General features: G+C 34.2%; 18 protein-coding genes. 8 read left to right on the top strand and 10 right to left on the bottom strand.

Annotated features, from left to right (window positions below):
* Positions 1-246 precede the first annotated feature (246 nt).
* Positions 247-633 (top strand): nucleoside triphosphate pyrophosphohydrolase family protein, encoded by a 387-nt coding sequence (locus GQ40_RS08620; RefSeq protein ID WP_047547554.1) that lies wholly within the window; start codon positions 247-249, stop codon positions 631-633.
* Between the two features lie 39 nt (positions 634-672).
* Here GQ40_RS08620 and GQ40_RS08615 read toward each other — a convergent pair whose 3' ends face one another.
* A complete protein-coding gene (locus GQ40_RS08615; protein ID WP_047547552.1) occupies positions 673-1,746 on the bottom strand; it encodes a branched-chain amino acid aminotransferase in 1,074 nt (357 codons plus the stop codon).
* 115 nt (positions 1,747-1,861) lie between these two features.
* Between GQ40_RS08615 and GQ40_RS08610 the strand changes: the two genes are divergently transcribed.
* From GQ40_RS08610 to GQ40_RS08600, 3 genes are read left to right on the top strand one after another with little or no spacing between them, the layout of a single operon-like run.
* A complete protein-coding gene (locus GQ40_RS08610) occupies positions 1,862-2,383 on the top strand; it encodes a DUF4920 domain-containing protein (RefSeq protein WP_047547551.1) in 522 nt (173 codons plus the stop codon).
* A gap of 1 nt (position 2,384) precedes the next feature.
* A complete protein-coding gene (gene mnmD / locus GQ40_RS08605) occupies positions 2,385-3,062 on the top strand; it encodes a tRNA (5-methylaminomethyl-2-thiouridine)(34)-methyltransferase MnmD (RefSeq protein WP_047547550.1) in 678 nt (225 codons plus the stop codon).
* Between the two features lie 54 nt (positions 3,063-3,116).
* Positions 3,117-4,025, top strand: coding sequence for a TIGR01777 family oxidoreductase (locus GQ40_RS08600; protein ID WP_047547549.1), 909 nt, complete (start codon positions 3,117-3,119; stop codon positions 4,023-4,025).
* A gap of 6 nt (positions 4,026-4,031) precedes the next feature.
* Here GQ40_RS08600 and GQ40_RS08595 read toward each other — a convergent pair whose 3' ends face one another.
* Together GQ40_RS08595 and GQ40_RS08590 are read right to left on the bottom strand one after the other, a co-directional pair.
* Positions 4,032-4,712: an SIR2 family NAD-dependent protein deacylase gene (locus GQ40_RS08595; RefSeq protein ID WP_047547547.1), complete on the bottom strand. Its 681-nt coding sequence runs from the start codon at positions 4,710-4,712 to the stop codon at positions 4,032-4,034.
* An 18-nt stretch (positions 4,713-4,730) separates the two neighbouring features.
* On the bottom strand, positions 4,731-5,939 hold the full coding sequence (locus GQ40_RS08590) for a tetratricopeptide repeat protein (RefSeq protein WP_156115558.1): 1,209 nt from the start codon (positions 5,937-5,939) through the stop codon (positions 4,731-4,733).
* A gap of 36 nt (positions 5,940-5,975) precedes the next feature.
* Between GQ40_RS08590 and GQ40_RS08585 the strand changes: the two genes are divergently transcribed.
* On the top strand, positions 5,976-6,632 hold the full coding sequence (locus GQ40_RS08585; RefSeq protein ID WP_047547542.1) for a TrmH family RNA methyltransferase: 657 nt from the start codon (positions 5,976-5,978) through the stop codon (positions 6,630-6,632).
* 15 nt (positions 6,633-6,647) lie between these two features.
* Here the strand turns inward: GQ40_RS08585 and GQ40_RS08580 are convergent, their stop codons facing one another.
* The 5 genes from GQ40_RS08580 to GQ40_RS08560 all read right to left on the bottom strand — a co-directional run bounded on the left by GQ40_RS08580 (position 6,648) and on the right by GQ40_RS08560 (position 11,561).
* Entirely contained in the window at positions 6,648-7,448 is an 801-nt protein-coding gene (locus tag GQ40_RS08580) for a carboxypeptidase-like regulatory domain-containing protein (protein ID WP_047547541.1), read from the bottom strand.
* A 127-nt stretch (positions 7,449-7,575) separates the two neighbouring features.
* Complete coding sequence (locus tag GQ40_RS08575) at positions 7,576-9,462, bottom strand: DEAD/DEAH box helicase (RefSeq protein ID WP_047551743.1); 1,887 nt, start codon at positions 9,460-9,462, stop codon at positions 7,576-7,578.
* Between the two features lie 360 nt (positions 9,463-9,822).
* Complete coding sequence (locus GQ40_RS08570) at positions 9,823-10,314, bottom strand: hypothetical protein (RefSeq protein WP_047551740.1); 492 nt, start codon at positions 10,312-10,314, stop codon at positions 9,823-9,825.
* Between the two features lie 19 nt (positions 10,315-10,333).
* Positions 10,334-10,792, bottom strand: a complete 459-nt coding sequence (locus tag GQ40_RS08565) for a DUF1772 domain-containing protein (RefSeq protein WP_047547539.1) — start codon at positions 10,790-10,792, stop codon at positions 10,334-10,336.
* Between the two features lie 4 nt (positions 10,793-10,796).
* Complete coding sequence (locus tag GQ40_RS08560) at positions 10,797-11,561, bottom strand: SDR family oxidoreductase (RefSeq protein WP_047547537.1); 765 nt, start codon at positions 11,559-11,561, stop codon at positions 10,797-10,799.
* 110 nt (positions 11,562-11,671) lie between these two features.
* Between GQ40_RS08560 and GQ40_RS08555 the strand changes: the two genes are divergently transcribed.
* The 3 genes from GQ40_RS08555 (at position 11,672) to GQ40_RS08545 (ending at position 14,781) form a co-directional block, all read left to right on the top strand.
* On the top strand, positions 11,672-12,073 hold the full coding sequence (locus GQ40_RS08555; RefSeq protein WP_047547535.1) for a winged helix-turn-helix transcriptional regulator: 402 nt from the start codon (positions 11,672-11,674) through the stop codon (positions 12,071-12,073).
* A 745-nt stretch (positions 12,074-12,818) separates the two neighbouring features.
* Positions 12,819-13,637, top strand: coding sequence for a hypothetical protein (locus tag GQ40_RS08550; RefSeq protein WP_156115557.1), 819 nt, complete (start codon positions 12,819-12,821; stop codon positions 13,635-13,637).
* 112 nt (positions 13,638-13,749) lie between these two features.
* On the top strand, positions 13,750-14,781 hold the full coding sequence (locus GQ40_RS08545; protein WP_231565559.1) for a transporter substrate-binding domain-containing protein: 1,032 nt from the start codon (positions 13,750-13,752) through the stop codon (positions 14,779-14,781).
* 239 nt (positions 14,782-15,020) lie between these two features.
* Here the strand turns inward: GQ40_RS08545 and GQ40_RS08540 are convergent, their stop codons facing one another.
* On the bottom strand, positions 15,021-16,142 hold the full coding sequence (locus GQ40_RS08540) for a PepSY-associated TM helix domain-containing protein (protein ID WP_047547530.1): 1,122 nt from the start codon (positions 16,140-16,142) through the stop codon (positions 15,021-15,023).
* A 56-nt stretch (positions 16,143-16,198) separates the two neighbouring features.
* Entirely contained in the window at positions 16,199-18,622 is a 2,424-nt protein-coding gene (locus tag GQ40_RS08535; RefSeq protein WP_047547528.1) for a TonB-dependent receptor, read from the bottom strand.
* Positions 18,623-18,660: the final 38 nt, after the last annotated feature.

Below are 18,660 nucleotides of genomic sequence, written 5' to 3'. Positions count from 1 at the left end.
ACTTGATAGCAGCAATCATAAGTATAAAGCCAATAAACGCTATCAATACCCATACGCTACCTTTATAATATTTTCTATGCAATTTGAGATCTTTACGGTAGGCAAAAAAAATAACCACAGCAAATACTAGAGCAAATAAAATTCCGAAAATCAATTGACCATTACTAAACATATAGCTATTTTTATGCAAAATTACGAAACTAATATATAAGATTTCCGTTTCTGCGGAAATGAAAATAAATTTTCATGAAAGATAAAATAGACGCTGTAAAGGCATTTCATACCGCATTTAAAATTGGCCATCGAGAAACTCCAAAAGCAGACTTAGGAATCGATAAAAATATGCTTCGCTACAAGTTGATGCGTGAAGAAAACGAAGAATATCTGGAAGCTGCAAACGACAATGACTTGGTAGAAGTTGCAGATGCGCTGGGCGATATGCTTTATATTCTCTGCGGTACAATTATTGAACATGGTCTCCAACATAAAATCGAAGAGGTATTTAACGAAATACAGCGCAGTAATATGAGTAAATTAGGTGAAGATGGTGAGCCTATTTATAGAGAAGACGGTAAAGTTTTAAAAGGCCCAAACTATTTTAAGCCTCACATAAAAGAGATTTTAGAATCCTAAAATAAAAAAGAGCCAAGTGGCTCTTTTTTTTATGTTGTTTTATTTGACTTCATGACGCCATCCATTTTTATCTTCTGCAAGATTATGTTGGATGCTTAGCATTTTGCCTTTTAAGATGCTAGAGTAGGATTGGTCATTAATTTCTGGAAGCTCATAATAATTTTCCTTATACTCAAAACCTTCAATTGGGCTAATTACAGCAGCTGTTCCTGCACCAAATATTTCTTTAAGAGATCCGTTCTTTGAAGCCTCCACAATTTCTGAAACCTTAATTGGTCTTACCTCACATTTGATGTCGTTGTCTTTAGCTAGTTGTATTAAACTTTTACGGGTCACACCATCTAAAATACGATCACTTGTTGGAGCAGTAATTAATGTGTCATCAATTCTAAAAAAGACGTTCATAGTACCTGCTTCTTCTAAAAATGTATGTGTATCGGCATCTGTCCAGATGACTTGTTGGTAACCCTTCTTTTGAGCTAAATTTGTTGGATAAAATTGCGCAGCATAGTTTCCAGCAGCCTTAGCGTATCCCACACCACCATTGGCAGAGCGACTAAATTCTTCAGCAATTAAAACCTTTACAGTACCTTTGTAATATGCTTTTGCAGGAGAGCAGATGATCATAAATCTATAACTCTCTGAAGGTGCTGCAGCAATCGCAGAATCTATAGCAATCGCAAAAGGTCTAATATATAATGAATTGCCAACTCCAGATTTTACCCATTCTTTATCTAAGTTTAAAAGTGTGGTTAAACCTTCAAAAAAGTAATTCTCTGGAAATTCAGGCATCGCTAAACGAGCACATGATTTGTTGATACGATTAAAGTTTTGGTCCGGTCTAAATAAAAACACACGATCCTCATCATCTTTATAAGCTTTCATACCTTCAAAAACCGCTTGACCGTAATGAAATACGCGTGCAGAAGGATCCATAGACATTGCTTGGTAAGGCATAATCTTAGGTTGTTGCCACTCTCCATTTACAAAATCACAAATGAACATATGATCTGTAAAAGTTCTTCCAAAAGTTAAGTCAGCAAAGTTAACATCACCAATTTTTGATGTTGCAGCTTTTTCTATATGTAAGTTACTCGTGTAATTTTTTGACATTTTATTGTGTTTTTTAGCTTTGCAAAAATAGGCATTTTACGTGGGTTTAAAAACATAATATTTTCTAAAAAAATCCGTAACTTTGACTCTTAATTCTAAAGTAAATCTCATTATAATGAAACAAATAGTATCAATTTTTATGGTTGTTTTAGTCTTTTTTTCTTGTAAAGAAGAGAAGGGTGAAAACAAAGATGTCGCACAGGCAGAAACCAAATTAGAACAACAGGATATCGCATATACCTCTTTTGGTAAAAAAATCACAGCAGATGATGCATTACCTGCAAACCGCATGGCAGTACATTATGCAAATATGACTGTAGGCGACTCGATAGATGCAAAAATGATTGCAAAAGTAGATGAGGTATGCCAAGCAAAAGGCTGCTGGATGAAGTTGGATTTGCCAGATGGAGAACAGGTTATGGTAAAGTTTAAGGATTACGGTTTTTTTATGCCAAAAGATATTTCTGGAGAAGAAGTGATCATCAACGGTAAGGCTTATGTAAATGAAGTACCAGTTGATGAGCAACGTCATTATGCAGAAGATGGTGGAGCTACCAAAGAAGAAATAGCTAAAATCACAGAGCCTAAAAAAACGTATTCATTTTTAGCAGATGGTGTTTTATTGAAGACCAAATAAATTGCAACGCAAAATAATTACCACAGCAGATGGCTCTAAAACCATTCAAATAGAAGATTGGAACGAGCAATACCATTCTGTTCATGGTGCCATACAAGAAGCAAATCATGTATATATAAAACATGGTTTGCTTTTTTTTTCTTCGGAAATTTTAGCCCAACAAAAACATGATATTTCTGTTTTAGAAATCGGTTTTGGTACTGGACTCAATGCTATGCTTACCTTGTTGAAAGCAGAAGAATTAAACCAACCCATTAATTATGTTGGCGTAGAGGCTTTCCCTATTTCTTCGGAAGAATTGAAACAACTCAACTACGCTCAGGAACTAGATGTTTCCGAAGAGAAATTCAATCAACTTCACGACTGCACTTGGGAGGAGCGCCATCAAATTTCCGAAGTATTTCAACTTGAAAAGCGACAATTGTACTTTGATCAAATTTCCGAAGAAAATGTATTTGACGTCATCTATTTTGATGCTTTTGGAGCGAGAGTACAACCTGAATTATGGACGGAAGCTATTTTTAAAATTATGTACAAAGCCCTAAAGCCAAATGGTGTGCTTACAACGTATGCTGCCATTGGTCATGTGCGACGTACGCTTATTGCTTTGGGCTTTGAAGTTGAGCGATTAGATGGACCTCCTGGTAAACGCCACATGATGAGAGCGATTAAACGTTAAACCCTTATTAAATAATAAAATTTTAGGAGTAGCATTTCGTAAATTTGGTAAACTATGAAAACAGTTTTAATTACAGGTGCTACAGGATTAATTGGACAGGAAATCGTGAAAGTTTGCCATGATAAAAATATGATTGTCCATTATTTATCCACTTCAAAAGATAAACTAGAAACCAAAACCAATTACAAAGGTTTTTATTGGGATCCAACTAAAAATCAAATTGATATTTCTTGCTTTGAGAATGTTACTGCAATTATTAACATGGTTGGTGCAACGATTTCTAAGCGTTGGACAGATGAGTATAAAAAAGAGATTATTTCTAGTCGTATCGAAACTGCAAAATTACTTTTAGAGACTATAAAATCTAATAACTTCCCCATTGAGCATATCGTATCTGCGAGTGCAATTGGGATTTATCCAGATTCTTTAACGCATTATTATGAGGAAGATGAGCAAAGTATTTCAGATTCTTTTTTAGGAGAGGTTGTTGAGAAATGGGAAGCTGCAATTGATGAATTTTCTTCAATCGGCATTATGGTTTCGAAAGTTAGGATTGGATTGGTGCTATCTAAAGATGGAGGTGCTTTGCCAGAAATTGCAAAACCTGTTCGTTTTGGTGCTGGTGCAGCTTTTGGAAGCGGAGACCAATGGCAATCATGGATTCATATTGATGACTTAGCACGATTGTTTGTACACGTAGTTTCTAATAAATTAGAAGGGATCTATAATGGTGTGGCTCCAAATCCTGTAACAAATACAGAGCTTACTAAAACGGTAGCCAAAACGCTACATAAGCCATTGATACTCCCAAATATTCCAAAACTTGCTATGAAACTCATTTTGGGAGACATGCATATTCTACTTTTTGAAAGTCAGCGTGTTAGCAGTTCTAAAATTGAAAATGCTGGTTTTAATTTTAAATATTATCACTTGGAGCCTGCTTTGTTGGAGATCTTCAGTTAAACTTATTTAGTTGCTTTGCGATAAATCCATAAATCTTTTCAAACCTTTTGTTGCGGTTTCAGTTATAACTGTAATGTTATCTGCACTGGAAATTGCTGGGTTTGGGTCTATAAAATAAATTGGTGTTTTTTTTGGGGCGAAATTTATTAGTCCTGCAGCAGGATAAACTTGCATAGATGTGCCCACGATTAGAAGTATGTCTGCTGTTTGGCAAATTTCCATTGCGGTTTCAATCATTGGGACATCTTCTCCAAACCAAACAATGTGAGGTCTTAATTGATGGCCTTCATTACATAAATCCCCCAAATTTATATCGGTTCTGCAATTGGTTACATCACTTAAATTTTTCGAACTTCTCATTTTAAGTAACTCACCATGCAAATGGATTACGTTGCTGCTTCCTGCGCGTTCATGTAAATCATCTACATTTTGGGTAATTATAGAAACATTGTACGTTTTTTCTAATGTGGCTAAATCAACATGCGCGCTATTGGGTTTTGTTTCTAACAATTGCCTGCGCCTTTGATTGTAAAAATCTAAAACCAATGATGGGTTTTTGGCGAATCCTTGAGGTGTTGCAACTTCCATCACATCATGACCTTCCCAAAGGCCATCGTCATCTCTAAAGGTTTTGATTCCGCTTTCTGCGCTAATGCCAGCGCCAGTTAACACTACTAGATTTTTCATGTTGATATTAATTAGACTTTATTTCCTTTTTTTCCATTTTGAAAAGTCTTTAGAGTTGGCAAACCCATCTAACATATTCTCGCCATTTTCATCTTTTTCTTCAACATATTCTATGAGCGCTTGTTTATCGTAACCTTCAGCTACCAGTGTGGTTAAATAGTTTGCACTTTCTGGGTAATTTTCCATAAGTACGAGTGTGCTTAAGTAGCCTGCTTGACCTTCAAAAAAATCGGGATAATTTGTAATTGTATAATTATATAGATTGAGAGCGAGATCATAATTTTTATCTTCAAAAGCGACACCTGCTTTTAAATAATTTAAAAAGTCATCTTCAGTTTCATTTTGAAGTTGGTTGATCACTTGTATGGCTTCAAAATATTCTTCCTTATATATGTGGTAATCAATTTTGTTGAGTGCTATGGTTTGGTCCTGTGGAAATGCAGAAATCAAATCTTCTAGTGATTTCAAATATTTGTCGTCATCAAGTTGTCCAGCAATGAGAGTCTTTAAAATAAGAAGGAATTTTTCTTTTGATAAATCTGAAGTGATGCCATCAATTATTGAATACGCTTTTTCATAATCTCCATTTTTATTATACAATATGGCTTTAAAGAGTTCCTTTGAATCTGGATTGTCGACTGGATCTATTCTTTTTAAAATTGAGTCCTCTGGGAGTGTGTAAGACATCACCCTGCTAATGGTACTTGTAAAATGCTCTCCAGTTAAATAAATATAAATATCTGAGAACTCTAAGCCTTCATCGCCTTTGTGAACTCTAAAATCGTGATAATTCATTCCAGATTCCGCAGAAAAAAATCTAAACAAGGCGTAATATGTTTGGGCCTCAACATCATATCTATAATTTATAAAATCATAATAGGCGCCATTTTCTACCTCCATAATAATCTCATTTGGAAAAGATTTTAGACCTTGTACCATCCCAATCATATATCCTTTTATAAATGTATCTTCACGATCAAAAGGTTGGTAATCATTAAAAACACGATCAAAAAATTTATCTTTATTTAGTTTAGAGACAAACGTTTTAGCATCACTCTCATGAACCGATGTCTCGATCAATTGTCCAAGTTCAATCACTTTTTGTGAGTTTTCCTCACTGTAAGACAAAGTGTCTAGGAACACTGTTTTAATATCATCCTGAGCATGCATTTTAATTTGAACATTACAAAGAATTAAAAAAAAGAAAAGTAGGTTTTTTAGTCTCATCGAGTTTAATTATTTTCATAAATATAATAGTTTTTAATGACAGATATCAAACTTTTAAAACATCTCGAGGGGTATTTAACTGAACAGCGAAAGGAAAAATTCTTGAAAATTTTGTCCCATCGCACCAATCATTTTACGGTTGCTACTGAGGATGTTTACCAACTTCACAATACGAGTGCTGTTATGCGTAGTTGTGATGTGTTCGGGATACAGGAATTGCATATTATTGAAGAACAAAACTCTAAGGATATTGACCGTGAAATCGCGATGGGAGCACAAAAATGGGTCGATTTAAAGCGGTACCATTCTGTTAAGGAAGCTATTAAAGCTCTAAAACATAACGGATACCAAATTGTTGCAACGACGCCTCATGGCGATGATTGTGAGCTGGAGAATTTTGATGTCACTAAAAAATCCTGTTTTTTCTTCGGAAGAGAGGCACAGGGTTTGTCACAAGAAGTGATTGATGGAGCCGATTGTTTCCTTAAAATACCAATGTTCGGTTTTACTGAGAGTTTGAATATTTCGGTATCTGCAGCCATTATTTTGCATGATGTCACTACCAAACTAAAGTCTAGTGATGTGGCTTGGCAACTTTCCGAAGAAGAAATTCTAGAGAAGCGTCTGGATTGGTGTACCAAGACGATAAAGAGCTATGAAGAGATTATAGAGCGTTTTTATGAGCGCGAATAATGTTTATGACAACTATTAAAATCTGCCAGATTTATTTCTATTTAGAATTTTGTACTCTTCGTAACACTCACTAATAGCATCGAGCATTTGAAGATCATTGGCGGAGTTTATGAAATCCTTGGAGTAGTTACACTGGTTAACGATCTCATCTAGATCAAATTTATCTACTTGCAATAAAACCGTAAGCATTTCCCTGTCAAAACGAGAGGCTAGAAGATTTCTTATCTCGTCATCTTTTTTCATTTTTTTGAGCTTACGAAGTTCGTTAGGCTTTTTTCCGAAGATATTATGCAAAAAATCTGCTGGATTAAAAATGGCGCCCAAAACCTTGTTTACCGCATTTGGTCTGCGATCTCCAGCCTCGTAACCCGTATTTGACAATCCTGAAATACTATAGCGATAATTAGATTTTATTGGGACTTGCTTCACATCTATTTCTAGATATCCTGTTAGCTTTAATTGATTTACTACCACTTCTTCAAGTGCCAAAGCTAACTCGGTCATTCCAATTTTGGTTTCTCCAAATTTAAGCCAATCGTTTGTCACTCTTACTTTGATGGACTTATAACCTAAATAAGATAAGTGTAAGGTATCATTAAGTTTGGCTTGAATTTCAAAGTCACCTTCATCATTAGAAGAGGTACCTATTACTTGATTTAGGTTTACAATATTCACACGATCTATAGGCTTATTGGTTGATAAGTCTATAATAGTTCCCTTTACAGATGTTTCTTCACCATCATTGGAGTTTTCCTCCTGTGCAAAGCAAATACCTGTAAAAGTCATAAATAAAAAAAGTGTGATAATGTATCTCATATAATCCTTTAAGGAGTTAAAAATAATAAACAAATTGCACAACAGTATGTTGGTAGTCGTAAATTTGACTAAATATTAACAAGAAGGTTTAAAAAAACCTCGCAACAATGTTACGAGGTTTCTATATTTAATCTCTACGTCTAGAACGTCTAGGTCTATCTGTACTTGATGCGGTTTCAGAGCGTCTTGGTGCTCTAGATTCGCCTCCAGAACTTCGTCTGTCACTTCTATTTCCAGATCCTCCACTTGAGCGTCTATCGCTTCTGTTTCCAGATCCAGAGTCACTGCGTCTTCCGCTTGATCGTCTTTCGCCTCTTGGCTTATCATCGCGTCTGCGTCTTCCGCCTCCACCATCTCGACGTCCGCCAGATCGTCCTCCGCGACTTCTTCCGCCTTTATCTTCACTCACTTCAACATTAACAAAACGTCCGTCGTGCTTATAATCTGTGAAAAAAGCGAGTACTTTTTCTTGGATTCCTTTTTCAGTATTAAAGAAAGAGAAGCTATCTTTTACATCTACTTTAAAGACATCGTCACGACCTAACTCTAACACTTCCTTTAAGAAATCTTTGAGCTTCATCCAATCATAACCATCTTTGCTACCAACGTTTATGAAGTAACGTGTTTCGTTTGCACTTCCTCCATAATCTCTTCCGCCAGAGTCACCTCTTTCAGAATCCCTTGAAGAACTCGCCACATTTAGATTTTGGGATTTTTGATAATAATTGAAGAAACGTGTGAATTCTACAGAAAAGAATTTTTTGATCAGTTCATCTTTATCGGTATCTGCAAAAAGGGTGTTGATACTATCTAGATATTTATTGATTTCAGGATTGATCTCTGTATTGTGTATTTTATTTGCGAGAGACATTAACTGTACTTCACAAATTTCCATTCCATCAGGAATTTCCTTTTTCTCAAATTCTTTCTTAATAATACGCTCAATACCTTTGATTTTACGTACCTCACTTTTAGAAACAATTACCATAGAAATACCAGTTTTACCTGCACGACCTGTTCGTCCAGAACGGTGTGTATAGATTTCTGGTTCATCTGGCAATTGGTAATTGATAACGTGGGTTATATCATCTACATCGATACCACGAGCAGCAACATCTGTTGCAACCAGCATTTGTATTTGTTTATTTCTGAATGATTTCATCACCAAATCTCGTTGGTTCTGGCTCAAATCACCGTGTAAAGCGCCAGCGCTGTAACCATCTTCAATTAAGTTTTCTGCCACTTTTTGCGTATCACGTTTGGTACGACAAAAAATTACCGAAAATATATCTGGATTAGCATCACACAAACGTTTCAATGCCTGGTAACGATCTCTAGCGTTTACTAAATAATATTCGTGAGAGACTTGACTTGTACTTTCATTTTTATTACCAACAGTAATTTCTATTGGGTCATTCATAAAATCTTTTGCAATTCTAGACACCTCTTTTGGCATCGTTGCAGAAAATAACCACGTGCTTTTATCTTTAGGCGTGTGGGACAGAATATCTGTGATATCCTCGTAGAATCCCATATTTAGCATTTCATCTGCTTCATCTAAAACCGAATATTCAATTTTAGAAATGTCTACCATATTTCTGCTAATCATATCTTTCATACGACCAGGAGTAGCTACAATAATTTGCGCACCACGTTTTACTTGGCGAGCTTGATCTGTTATGCTTGCACCACCATAAATAGCGGTCACATTTAAGCCTTTACAATACTTACCGTAAAGTTTAAGTTCATTTGCAATTTGCAAACATAGTTCACGCGTAGGTGATAAGATCAACCCTTGCGTTGTACGACTGTTAACGTCAATTTTGTGAAGCATCGGGAAACCAAATGCTGCAGTTTTTCCAGTACCTGTTTGCGCCAGCGCAACAAGATCTGTTTCTTTTTCTAATAAAATTGGGATTGCTTTAGCTTGTACGTCACTAGGATTTTCAAATCCTAAATCGTTAATAGCAGCCAATAGGTCTTCATTAAGACCGAGTTCTTTGAATGTGCTCATTCGTTTGTTTTGTATTCGATTATGTTCTTTGGTGTTACAAAAGAAGCGAATCGACATACTAAACACTTAAACTTCTAGGTAACACATCCTCACTCTGAGGAATTTAACTTTCCGACACTTCGGAAATTTTCAAGGTGCAAAGGTACGCTTTTATTTGGATTGATGTTATAATTTGCTCAATATATTTCTATGACGGATTTTAGGGTGTTCGTTTAACGTTTGGTGTATGAAAAGTAGCGGATTAAATAGCACTTACTTTTCAATAAGCAAGATACTTAATTAAATAGAAAAGTGATTCAGGTAAGCACCTAAACCGCTATTTTTTGTATACAATGCTTGCTGTAATTTTTTTCCGAATGTTTATTCTTTCTTTTTTAAGTTTTTGATTAGTCTACTGAAAATATAGATATGACTTATCATATTCACAACTCCAATGGTAGTAAATGCCCACCACATTGTTCCTAAATCGTAATTATAGAATTCTATTTCAAAAACTTGTGGAAATGCTACAAGTAGGTCAGTAAATCCAAAAATATTAAATATCCATGTTAGTGATATGGCATATTTCCATTTATTTTTCAAAGCAAAAGCGGTAATTATTGCAAGTATTGCTGTACTATAATCCCAAATACCGACCGTAAACGCTAAATCATCTGGAAATTCATCATAAACTTGTGTGTCTACCATAAACACCATCCCTAAATACCGAAGTCCGTGAATTAAGACCATTGGTACAAGTGCGTCATAAATTGAAAGTTTGCTGAGTTTTGGAAAGACAAACCATTTAAAGGCGAAGTAAAATGTGAGCAAACCTGCAACAGTTTGCATATTGAAAATTGTAAAATTGTCCATATTTGTTTCTTTATCTTGTTTAATTATTAGTAGATAATTCAAATGCTTTTACAGCAAAAATAGCAGCTATGAAAACCACTACAGTTCTAACCCAATGCAGCAACATCCAAAGATTGAGTTTGCTTGTCGCTACCTCTGCCGAATATTCTAACTCCATGAAACCTAAATTAGTTGGTAAATGATACGCAGTTGTTATGGTACAAGCAATCACTAATCCTGCAAGTGCAATACTCCAATTTTTACATACTTCTTTTTGCCCTTTGGTGTTTATCACTAAAGCTATTGTAGCCAATAATGCTGGCAATAAAATCCCCATTGTGGGCGGTAAGAGATTGGGAAATTGAAGTGTAAATTGCTTCATAAATTCCATTGGCTCTAAGCTTTGCCAAAAAGCGCCAAATCCAAAACCGATAACAAGCATATTGCCTACGAAAGCAGCTATGCCGATAATTGAAATATAAGGAAGATATTTTTTCATAATATTATTGTTTTGGAATCGGTTGTTTATTAAGTTGTTTGAAAATGAATTTTGGTGCTAACCTGCTCATTAATTTAAGTTGAGAAGACATACCTGGTGTAATTTCTTCTTTTCCTTTTATATAATCTTTCCAAAAAATATCAGCTAATTTTTGAGGAAGAATAGGTTTAAAATCCGCCTCACTTACATCAATACCATCAAATATTTCTGTTTTTACCACAGGAGGCAAAAGTTCTACGACTTTTATATGATGTGGTTTTAGCTGTGGACGAATGGATTTTGTCCAAAAATGCAAAGCTGATTTTGTACCCGAATACACGGGTGCTTGCGCAAAAGGAATATAAGCCAAGCCGGAAGAAACATTTACTAATACTGCATGGTTGCTTTTTTTGAGTTGTGGAAGAAAGTAATGAAGTAATCTTATGGGCGAATTGTAGTTAATTTCAATTTCTTGCATTTGTTTCTGCAAGTCGTTTTCTTCATTTCCAGCATCTACCAAATTCATGACTCCTGCATTGTTTACAAGAATATCTATACCATCAAATTTTTCTTCAATATCATCTACCAGCATTCTAACCTCTGCATCGTCTGTTACATCAATTTGGAAAATATGTATTTTAGGATTCTCGACTTTTACTTTTTCAAGTTTGGATAAATTGCGACCTATGATGATTACAATATTGTCATTTTCTATAAACTTTTTGGCGAGGGCAAGCCCAATTCCAGAACTTCCTCCAGTGATTAGTACTTTTTGGTTATTGTATTTCATTTTACTTTTGTAATTTTGCTATTGAATTGAAAGCAAAAATAATAATTACTATTGAATTAATAGTAAAAAAGATATAAAATGTGAAAAATAAATTTAGGTCAAGTTGCCCAATGGCTTCTGCACTTGATATTATTGGCGATAAATGGTCGTTACTAATTATTCGAGATATGTTGCTTGGACACAAAAAAACATTTAAAGAAATTTCAGATTCAGAAGAAGCCATTGCGCCAAGTATTTTGTCGGCAAGATTAAAACTATTGGAATCTTTCGAGTTGATTACAAAAAGGAAATTGCCCGAAAACTTGAAAGAAAATATTTATTTATTGACTGAAAAGGGAATTGCTTTAGCTCCAATGCTCATAGAAATAATACTTTTTGCAGACAAAAATTTTCGTCAGTTCAATCCAAAAATGTTATCTATTTCAGATAAAGGATTTAATCTTGATAAGTCAATTGTTATTCGAAATATTCAGAATGGTTACCGTGAATTGGTTCAAAATACGATAAGTTAATTTAGTGTTCTGGTTTTTTTAATTAGAGCCAATGTTCTGATAAAAAATCGTTTTAATGTTTTTTATCAAATTTAAACGAAGTTCGACTAATTTATTTACAAAGTCATGTTATATATTTCAATGCTCTTTTTAGGTTTTGTTTAAGAGTTCATCTTTCCGAAGAAAAAAGTCAAAAATAAAAATTGATCTACTTTTGTTTGGATTGATCTAATCATTTAGAAGCTGTTTTTCAAACTGTGAATTTTTGGGTGCTTGTTTAATGCTGGTCTATATGGTTTTTTACGTGTTTCAATAATGAATTTAATGAACAATAACGAACGATAGAAATTTTGGAAGGTATTTTCCAGATTAACATAAACCGAAGCAACTAATTGCACATAGCGTTCTGCATAGTATATTCCTCTAAATCAATGAGAGCTTAAGTTTTTAAATTATAAGATAATTTGCGACTACCAATTTTCTTACTTTGGATACATTTTTTTAAAGCCTTGTTTTCCGACTACAAATAACTGAAGGTAATTGTTAAAATTACCAAAAATTCTTTTGAGGAATCATAAGGGGTATTTCATTGTGATCACTAAACTTAACTATAAAATTAATTGAAGAGAGCCACGAGCATTACCGACATATCTGAAATTATAGATATTGTTAAGGAAATTTTAATTTAAAGTGATTCAGAAAATAACAACATCATATGCAAAATATCGATATAATCACTATTTTTATGTTAAATAAAAAAAATATTGTGAATAAAATCACAAAAGTCTTAATGACTGCATATATGGTTTTTGGGTTTTCAGGAATTGTTAAAGCTCAAAATGACATCATCCTCAAAACGGACGGTACTGAAATGATTGGTAAAATTAGTGCTATTAATGAAGTAGATGTAAAATTCACCCATCAAAATGAAACCATTGAATACATAGTTCCAAAAAATAAAATATCTAAAATCACATTTTCCTCAGGTAGAGTTGAATTTTTCAATGAATCATCAGAGTTGAAGGACCATCACAATAAAGTGGCCATTTTGCCTTTTGCATTCATCAAGGATCAAGATGATGGCTCGAGTTCGATGTCCAAAAAGATTCAGCAGGAAACATATTCTATTTTTAATGCTAAAAAAGGTAATTTAACAATTCAAGATGTGATGACTACGAATAGGCTTTTAAGTAAAGCTGGTATCGGGATCAATGACGAACAAAATTACTCTATGGGTGAACTGTGTGATATCTTGGGTGTGGAATATGTAGTGCAGGGCATGGTATCTATTGAAGAGACCAGTCAATCCACCTATTCAACATCTAAAACGAATATACAAAAAAATGATAAAAAGCCTGCGAAAACCTTTGTGGGCAAGTTGTTTGATGATTCGGGCACTAACGTTAAATCTGGCGGGTATAGTTCTACAACCCAAAATTATGAAACTACAATTACTATGAACATTTTTAATGATAAAGGCGATAACATTTTCAGTAAAGATCATGAATCCTTTTGGCAAAATGAAGATGCATACAAAGTAACATTGAATTTTTTAGCAAAACGGACACCTCTTTACACTAAATAAGTTTAAATTTTTATACGTAATGTATGCTTGGTAAATTAATTTACTTTTGAATTTATAATAATGAATGGTTAAAAAATTTTCATTCTTACTATTTGTTTTTTGCGTTTTCCTATTGAATGGACAGACGGTTAAAGATGATGTAGTTTCAAATAAAATGAATGTTGGTGTCTACATTAGTCCTCCATTTGTGATAGAAATTGAGGGCGAGTTATCTGGAATGTCTATAGATCTTTGGCAACAAATAGCAACACATCTTAATATAGATTCTAATTATAAAATATATAATAGTTTTCAGGAATTGGTAGAGGCTACGAGTAAAGATTCAGTATCAGTAGCAGTTACAAATCTTAGCATTAATAAAGAACGTGCCCAATTAATTGATTTCACCCAGCCTTGGTATGACGCTGGCTTGACCATTATGATTAGCGAATCTAAAGGTGCAGATTCCAATGAACTTCTCAAGGGATTAAAAGAAGCTGGCTATATAAAATCATATCTTTTTTTAGGTGTTCTGGTTTTTTTGCTTACAATTTTGATGACCTTTTTTGATAGAAGGTTTGATAAGGAATTTCCCAGAGGTTGGAAAGAAGGATTATCAGAAAGTTTCTATCAGGTTATGCTCATGGTCACATCTGGAAAGCTAACTAGAAAAAACTTATTCGGTTGGGTTGGAAGAATTGTCTCTGCAATCTGGCTGGCTGTTGGAATTTTGGTTGTGGCTTATGTCACCTCGACCATTACCAGCGTCATGACGAGTTTGCATTTATCCAGCGATATTAGCCAACTGTCTGATCTTAATGATAAAAAAATAGCTGTTCTATCTGGTAGTAACACAGAGGCCTTTATTCGTGGTATTGGTTTTGATTATATTTCTTATCCAAATCTTAACGATATGGTTGATGGGATCAAAACTAATCAAGTTGATGCCATTGTTGGCGATGCGCCTGTATTGGAATATTATATTTTTAACAATCAACAAAATGAACTTGAGATTGTAGGCAATCTTTTTAAGCCCGATAAGTATGGTTTTGGGCTATCTCCTAACAATATATTAAAAAAGGATATAACCTTGGAAATCTTGAAAGCCCAGGAATCTGGTTTATTGAGAAAATTGAAATCTAATTATTTTGGATCATCAGAATGATTTTTATTAACTTTATAAGCAATGTTTTAATAACAAAGTATTTAATTGTTTTTTATCGGCTTTTTTTTGAAAAGTAAAGTTGTGTATCATTGGTTTTTATAGATGTGTCTATTCAAGAGTTGATATTTCCGAATAAAAAGTCAAAAATAAAATTTGATCTACTTTAATTTTTACTTGGATTTTGGGTTGGCGTACAAGTGTGTGGAATGGTAATTTATGGACTACACTTTAATGCTTTCTCAAACTTTTTTCTTTTTGTAATTACGTCCGTACCATAATAAAACTCCGGTAACTGGTAAACTTGCAGTTAGCAAACTCACTAAAAACGCAATAATTTTTCCTGCAATTCCACCAATTGCTCCAATATGGATATCGTAATTCATTCGCTGAATTTTGTCCGCAACTTTTGCATTTTCGTATTTTCCATAAATACTTGGTGTTTCAATTTCCTTCAAGGTATTTTGGTCGAAAAATCTAAAATCGGAATCGTAATAAAGTCCTTTGCTGTTGGAGATTTCTATGTAAATACTTTCTTCCGCAGTAGTAGGGTAGTGCAATTCAAAACTTTCTGCGTTTGGGTTTTCTTTTGAAAGTTTTGTAATTAAATAGTCCATTGGAATTCTACTATCTTTTTCGCTAATTTCACTTTCATTCTCAGGAATAATAAAACGAGCCTCTTTGTCACCACCTGTTGATTTATAGACTACATATTTCAACCAATTGTAAGACATCATTGAGCCTGTAAAGGCTAAGATTAAAGCGAGTGAACAAATGTAAAAGCCAACTACAGTATGTAAATCAAAGTTTTTACGTTTCCAGCGTGTGGTTTTTTTCCAGTCAAATTTTAAACGCTGCTTTAGATTTTTACGCTTTTTTGGTAGCCAAATAATAAAACCTGAAACGATGATTAAAATGAAAATTAAAATTGAAATACCAACAACTTGTTCGCCAATGGTTTTTGGCAACCAAAGTCGCATATGACCTTTTAGAATAAATGCAAAAAATCCCGAGAGATGATTATCTACTTGAATCACTTCGCCTGAATATGGATTTAAGAAAACACTTTGATAAAATTCTGGTTGAGCATCATAGAATATGACTTCAATTGCATCATCATTTTTTTTAAATAGTGTTCCGTGAACTGTGTTGCTTGGAAATACCTCTTTGGCAAATTCCTTTGCTTTTGTTGGCGTTAATATAGGTTCGTCTTGTGGTGCAACTTTTTTATAGTCATCGTAAAGGCTTTCAATCTCGTCTTTAAAAGCCCAACAGCAACCCGTAATAGCAACTATAAAAACTACTAAACCTGTGGATAAGCCTAAAATTTTATGTAATTGAAAGATGAATTTTTTAGTCGTCATTATTTAAAAATTTAAAAAAGAGCAACCTTAAAAAAGTTGCTCTCTTCTTTGGATAATTAAAATTGATATGAAATGTTTGCCAATAAAGCTCTTGGCGTTTGTGGTGTTATTGTTGTCCAGCCCTTGTAATATTCTTTGTTAAAAGCGTTATTTAACTTTAATCCAATTCTATATTTATCTGCTTGGTAAAAAACGGAAGCGTTTGCAATCGTATAATTTGGTAAGATGAATTCGCCAGTCGATTGGTAGTTGATCGCAAAACGTTCACTTGCTCCATTAAATCCTAGACCAATTCCAAAACCATCTAAAGTTCCATCTTGAAATTCATAATTTGCCCAAAAATTGTAAAGCGTTTCTGGTCCTGCCTCAAGTGGTCTTCTATTTAGGATTTCGGTATTATCAGATTTCGTAGTTTCGCTATCGTTATTGCTATAGCCAGCTCTTATGTTTAAGCCTTTTATTGGGTTGGCGTTGATTTCTATTTCAAACCCTTTGCTTACCACTTCGCCACCCTGAATTTTATTAAATATTGAAGAGGGGTCAGTAATTACACGGTCTTTTACTTTGATGTCGTAATAACTTATTGTGGCATTTAATCGATTATTGAAAAGATTTGTTTTAATTCCAAATTCTAATTGATTCGCTTGTTCTGGGTCAAATGTTTGTAAAGTTTGTGGACCTTCATCAGGGTTGCCAACTAATTGAGGTGCTACATTGGTAAATCCATTTTGGTAGTTTCCAAACACAGACAGTTTATCTTTTATGGGTTGATAAAGTATTCCGAATTTTGGCGATACTGTTGTTTGGTCAAAATCATCTTCAAGGTTTGCTACATCACCTTCATTATCAAAATGGTCTAACCTCAAACCTATCATTGCTGAAAGGTTATCTGTGAAATTGATGACGTTAGAAGCATATAGACTATAAATGTGGAACTTGGATTTTATATTGCTAACACCTTGTGATGCTAATACAGCGTCAACTCCCGATGTAGAAAGTGGAAATAAATCGTCCTCTACTTCTGGTGTAAAAGGACTATCTCCATTTGAACCACCATTTGGCGTCACATTTCCGTAAAAGGCATATCCTGTGCTATTGTCTGATTGAGTTTGATTGAAATAGTCGATACCTACAACCATTCTATTTCGTAATGAAGCGATTTTAAAATCTCCAATAAAGTTTTGCTGAATATCCGTCGTTTGAGTATTTGCATTTTGTTTGTTGATAAAACGAGAGTAGGTATTGCCCTCCAAGATGCCATAATCAAACAAATAAGAATAATAGCCTTTTGTAGAAGTGGAGCTCTTTGAAAGTAAGGTTTGGGATTGCCAAGCATTAGACAGTTTGTAATCCATTTCAACCCTATAATTCTGCGTCGGATTTTGTAACGTTAAATCGTTGCTGGTAAACGACAATTTGTTATTGTACCCTAGTTCGGTGAGATTTGAAGCCACCGTTGGTGCACTTCTGTTTAAGAATAAGAATGTTGGGTTTGTTTGTTCCGCTTGGGTAATTTCTCCGTAAAAAGAGAAAGATAGTCTGTTGTTTACTTTGTACGATAATGATGGTGCGATAAAAAATGATTTTCTAAAACCAGCATCTTGAAAACTTTGCTCAGTTGTGTACGCTGTATTTAGTCTGAAATATAAATTATCTTCCTTACTCAAAGCAGTATTAAAATCTCCAACGATTTGATTTAGACCGTAGGTCCCTGAAGTGAAAGACAATTCGCCACCAGTGCCAACGTACGGTTTTTTAGTAACCACGTTTATAAGTCCGCCATAAGAACTTACAGCATTCCCAAACAAGGTTGCAGAAGGACCTTTTAGTACTTCAATGCGTTCAATGTTAGCAGGATTTATGGTTCCGTTTGTAAGACCTGGAAGTCCGTTAACCAGTTGTGGTTGAACGGAGAATCCACGAAGCGAGAAATAACCAGCACCATCGCCACCTCGACCTGTGGACGTCCAAAGTTGTTCAACCCCTGTTGCGTTTTTTAACGCATCGTCAAAATTTGTAACAATTTGAGACTGTAAAATTTCGTTGGTAATTGTACTATAAACTTGCGTGTTTTCAATATCCTTTAAAGGAAGTTTTGAAACATAGGCAGTTTTCTTTCTTGAAAATTTGTTGCGACGTTCTCCGTCAATAACAACCTCGGTCAAAATTTCATTTCCCTCGTAAAGTGTAATTGTTTTTAATGTAGTGCTTTCATTGTTTGATACTGAAATTTGAATTTCTCTTGTTTTGAAACCTAAATATGAAATTACGAGCGTGTAATCGTCATTTGCTACATTAGAGATTATGAAATCTCCATTTTCGTTTGTTTGAGTGCCTTTAGTGGTGTGTTTTAACGAAATATTTACCCCAAAGAGTGGTGTTTGATTATTGTCTTTTACTGTTCCGGTAACGGTTCCATTTTGTGAAAACGCAAAGTTTGTCAGCAGAAATAAAGTTAATATTGATACTAGATTTTTCATTGTTTTTATTTAGACTTATTATAAATAATTGATTTTCG

This window comes from Psychroserpens sp. Hel_I_66 (assembly GCF_000799465.1).
In the GTDB taxonomy this organism is placed as follows: domain Bacteria; phylum Bacteroidota; class Bacteroidia; order Flavobacteriales; family Flavobacteriaceae; genus Psychroserpens.
The sequence above is the reverse complement of the archived record's forward strand: the minus strand, read 5'-3'. Positions and strand labels throughout refer to the sequence as shown.

Bases quoted from the DNA above. Each gene is read 5' to 3' on its own strand.
- GQ40_RS08620 (WP_047547554.1), top strand. From the start codon at position 247: ATGAAAGATAAAATAGACGCTGTAAAGGCATTTCATACCGCATTTAAA.
- GQ40_RS08600 (WP_047547549.1), top strand. From the start codon at position 3,117: ATGAAAACAGTTTTAATTACAGGTGCTACAGGATTAATTGGACAGGAA.
- GQ40_RS08555 (WP_047547535.1), top strand. From the start codon at position 11,672: ATGGCTTCTGCACTTGATATTATTGGCGATAAATGGTCGTTACTAATT.
- GQ40_RS08615 (WP_047547552.1), bottom strand. From the start codon at position 1,746: ATGTCAAAAAATTACACGAGTAACTTACATATAGAAAAAGCTGCAACA.
- GQ40_RS08610 (WP_047547551.1), top strand. From the start codon at position 1,862: ATGAAACAAATAGTATCAATTTTTATGGTTGTTTTAGTCTTTTTTTCT.
- GQ40_RS08565 (WP_047547539.1), bottom strand. From the start codon at position 10,792: ATGAAAAAATATCTTCCTTATATTTCAATTATCGGCATAGCTGCTTTC.
- GQ40_RS08540 (WP_047547530.1), bottom strand. From the start codon at position 16,142: ATGACGACTAAAAAATTCATCTTTCAATTACATAAAATTTTAGGCTTA.
- GQ40_RS08535 (WP_047547528.1), bottom strand. From the start codon at position 18,622: ATGAAAAATCTAGTATCAATATTAACTTTATTTCTGCTGACAAACTTT.
- GQ40_RS08575 (WP_047551743.1), bottom strand. From the start codon at position 9,462: ATGAGCACATTCAAAGAACTCGGTCTTAATGAAGACCTATTGGCTGCT.
- GQ40_RS08595 (WP_047547547.1), bottom strand. From the start codon at position 4,712: ATGAAAAATCTAGTAGTGTTAACTGGCGCTGGCATTAGCGCAGAAAGC.
- GQ40_RS08585 (WP_047547542.1), top strand. From the start codon at position 5,976: ATGACAGATATCAAACTTTTAAAACATCTCGAGGGGTATTTAACTGAA.
- GQ40_RS08580 (WP_047547541.1), bottom strand. From the start codon at position 7,448: ATGAGATACATTATCACACTTTTTTTATTTATGACTTTTACAGGTATT.
- GQ40_RS08570 (WP_047551740.1), bottom strand. From the start codon at position 10,314: ATGGACAATTTTACAATTTTCAATATGCAAACTGTTGCAGGTTTGCTC.
- GQ40_RS08560 (WP_047547537.1), bottom strand. From the start codon at position 11,561: ATGAAATACAATAACCAAAAAGTACTAATCACTGGAGGAAGTTCTGGA.
- GQ40_RS08590 (WP_156115558.1), bottom strand. From the start codon at position 5,939: ATGAGACTAAAAAACCTACTTTTCTTTTTTTTAATTCTTTGTAATGTT.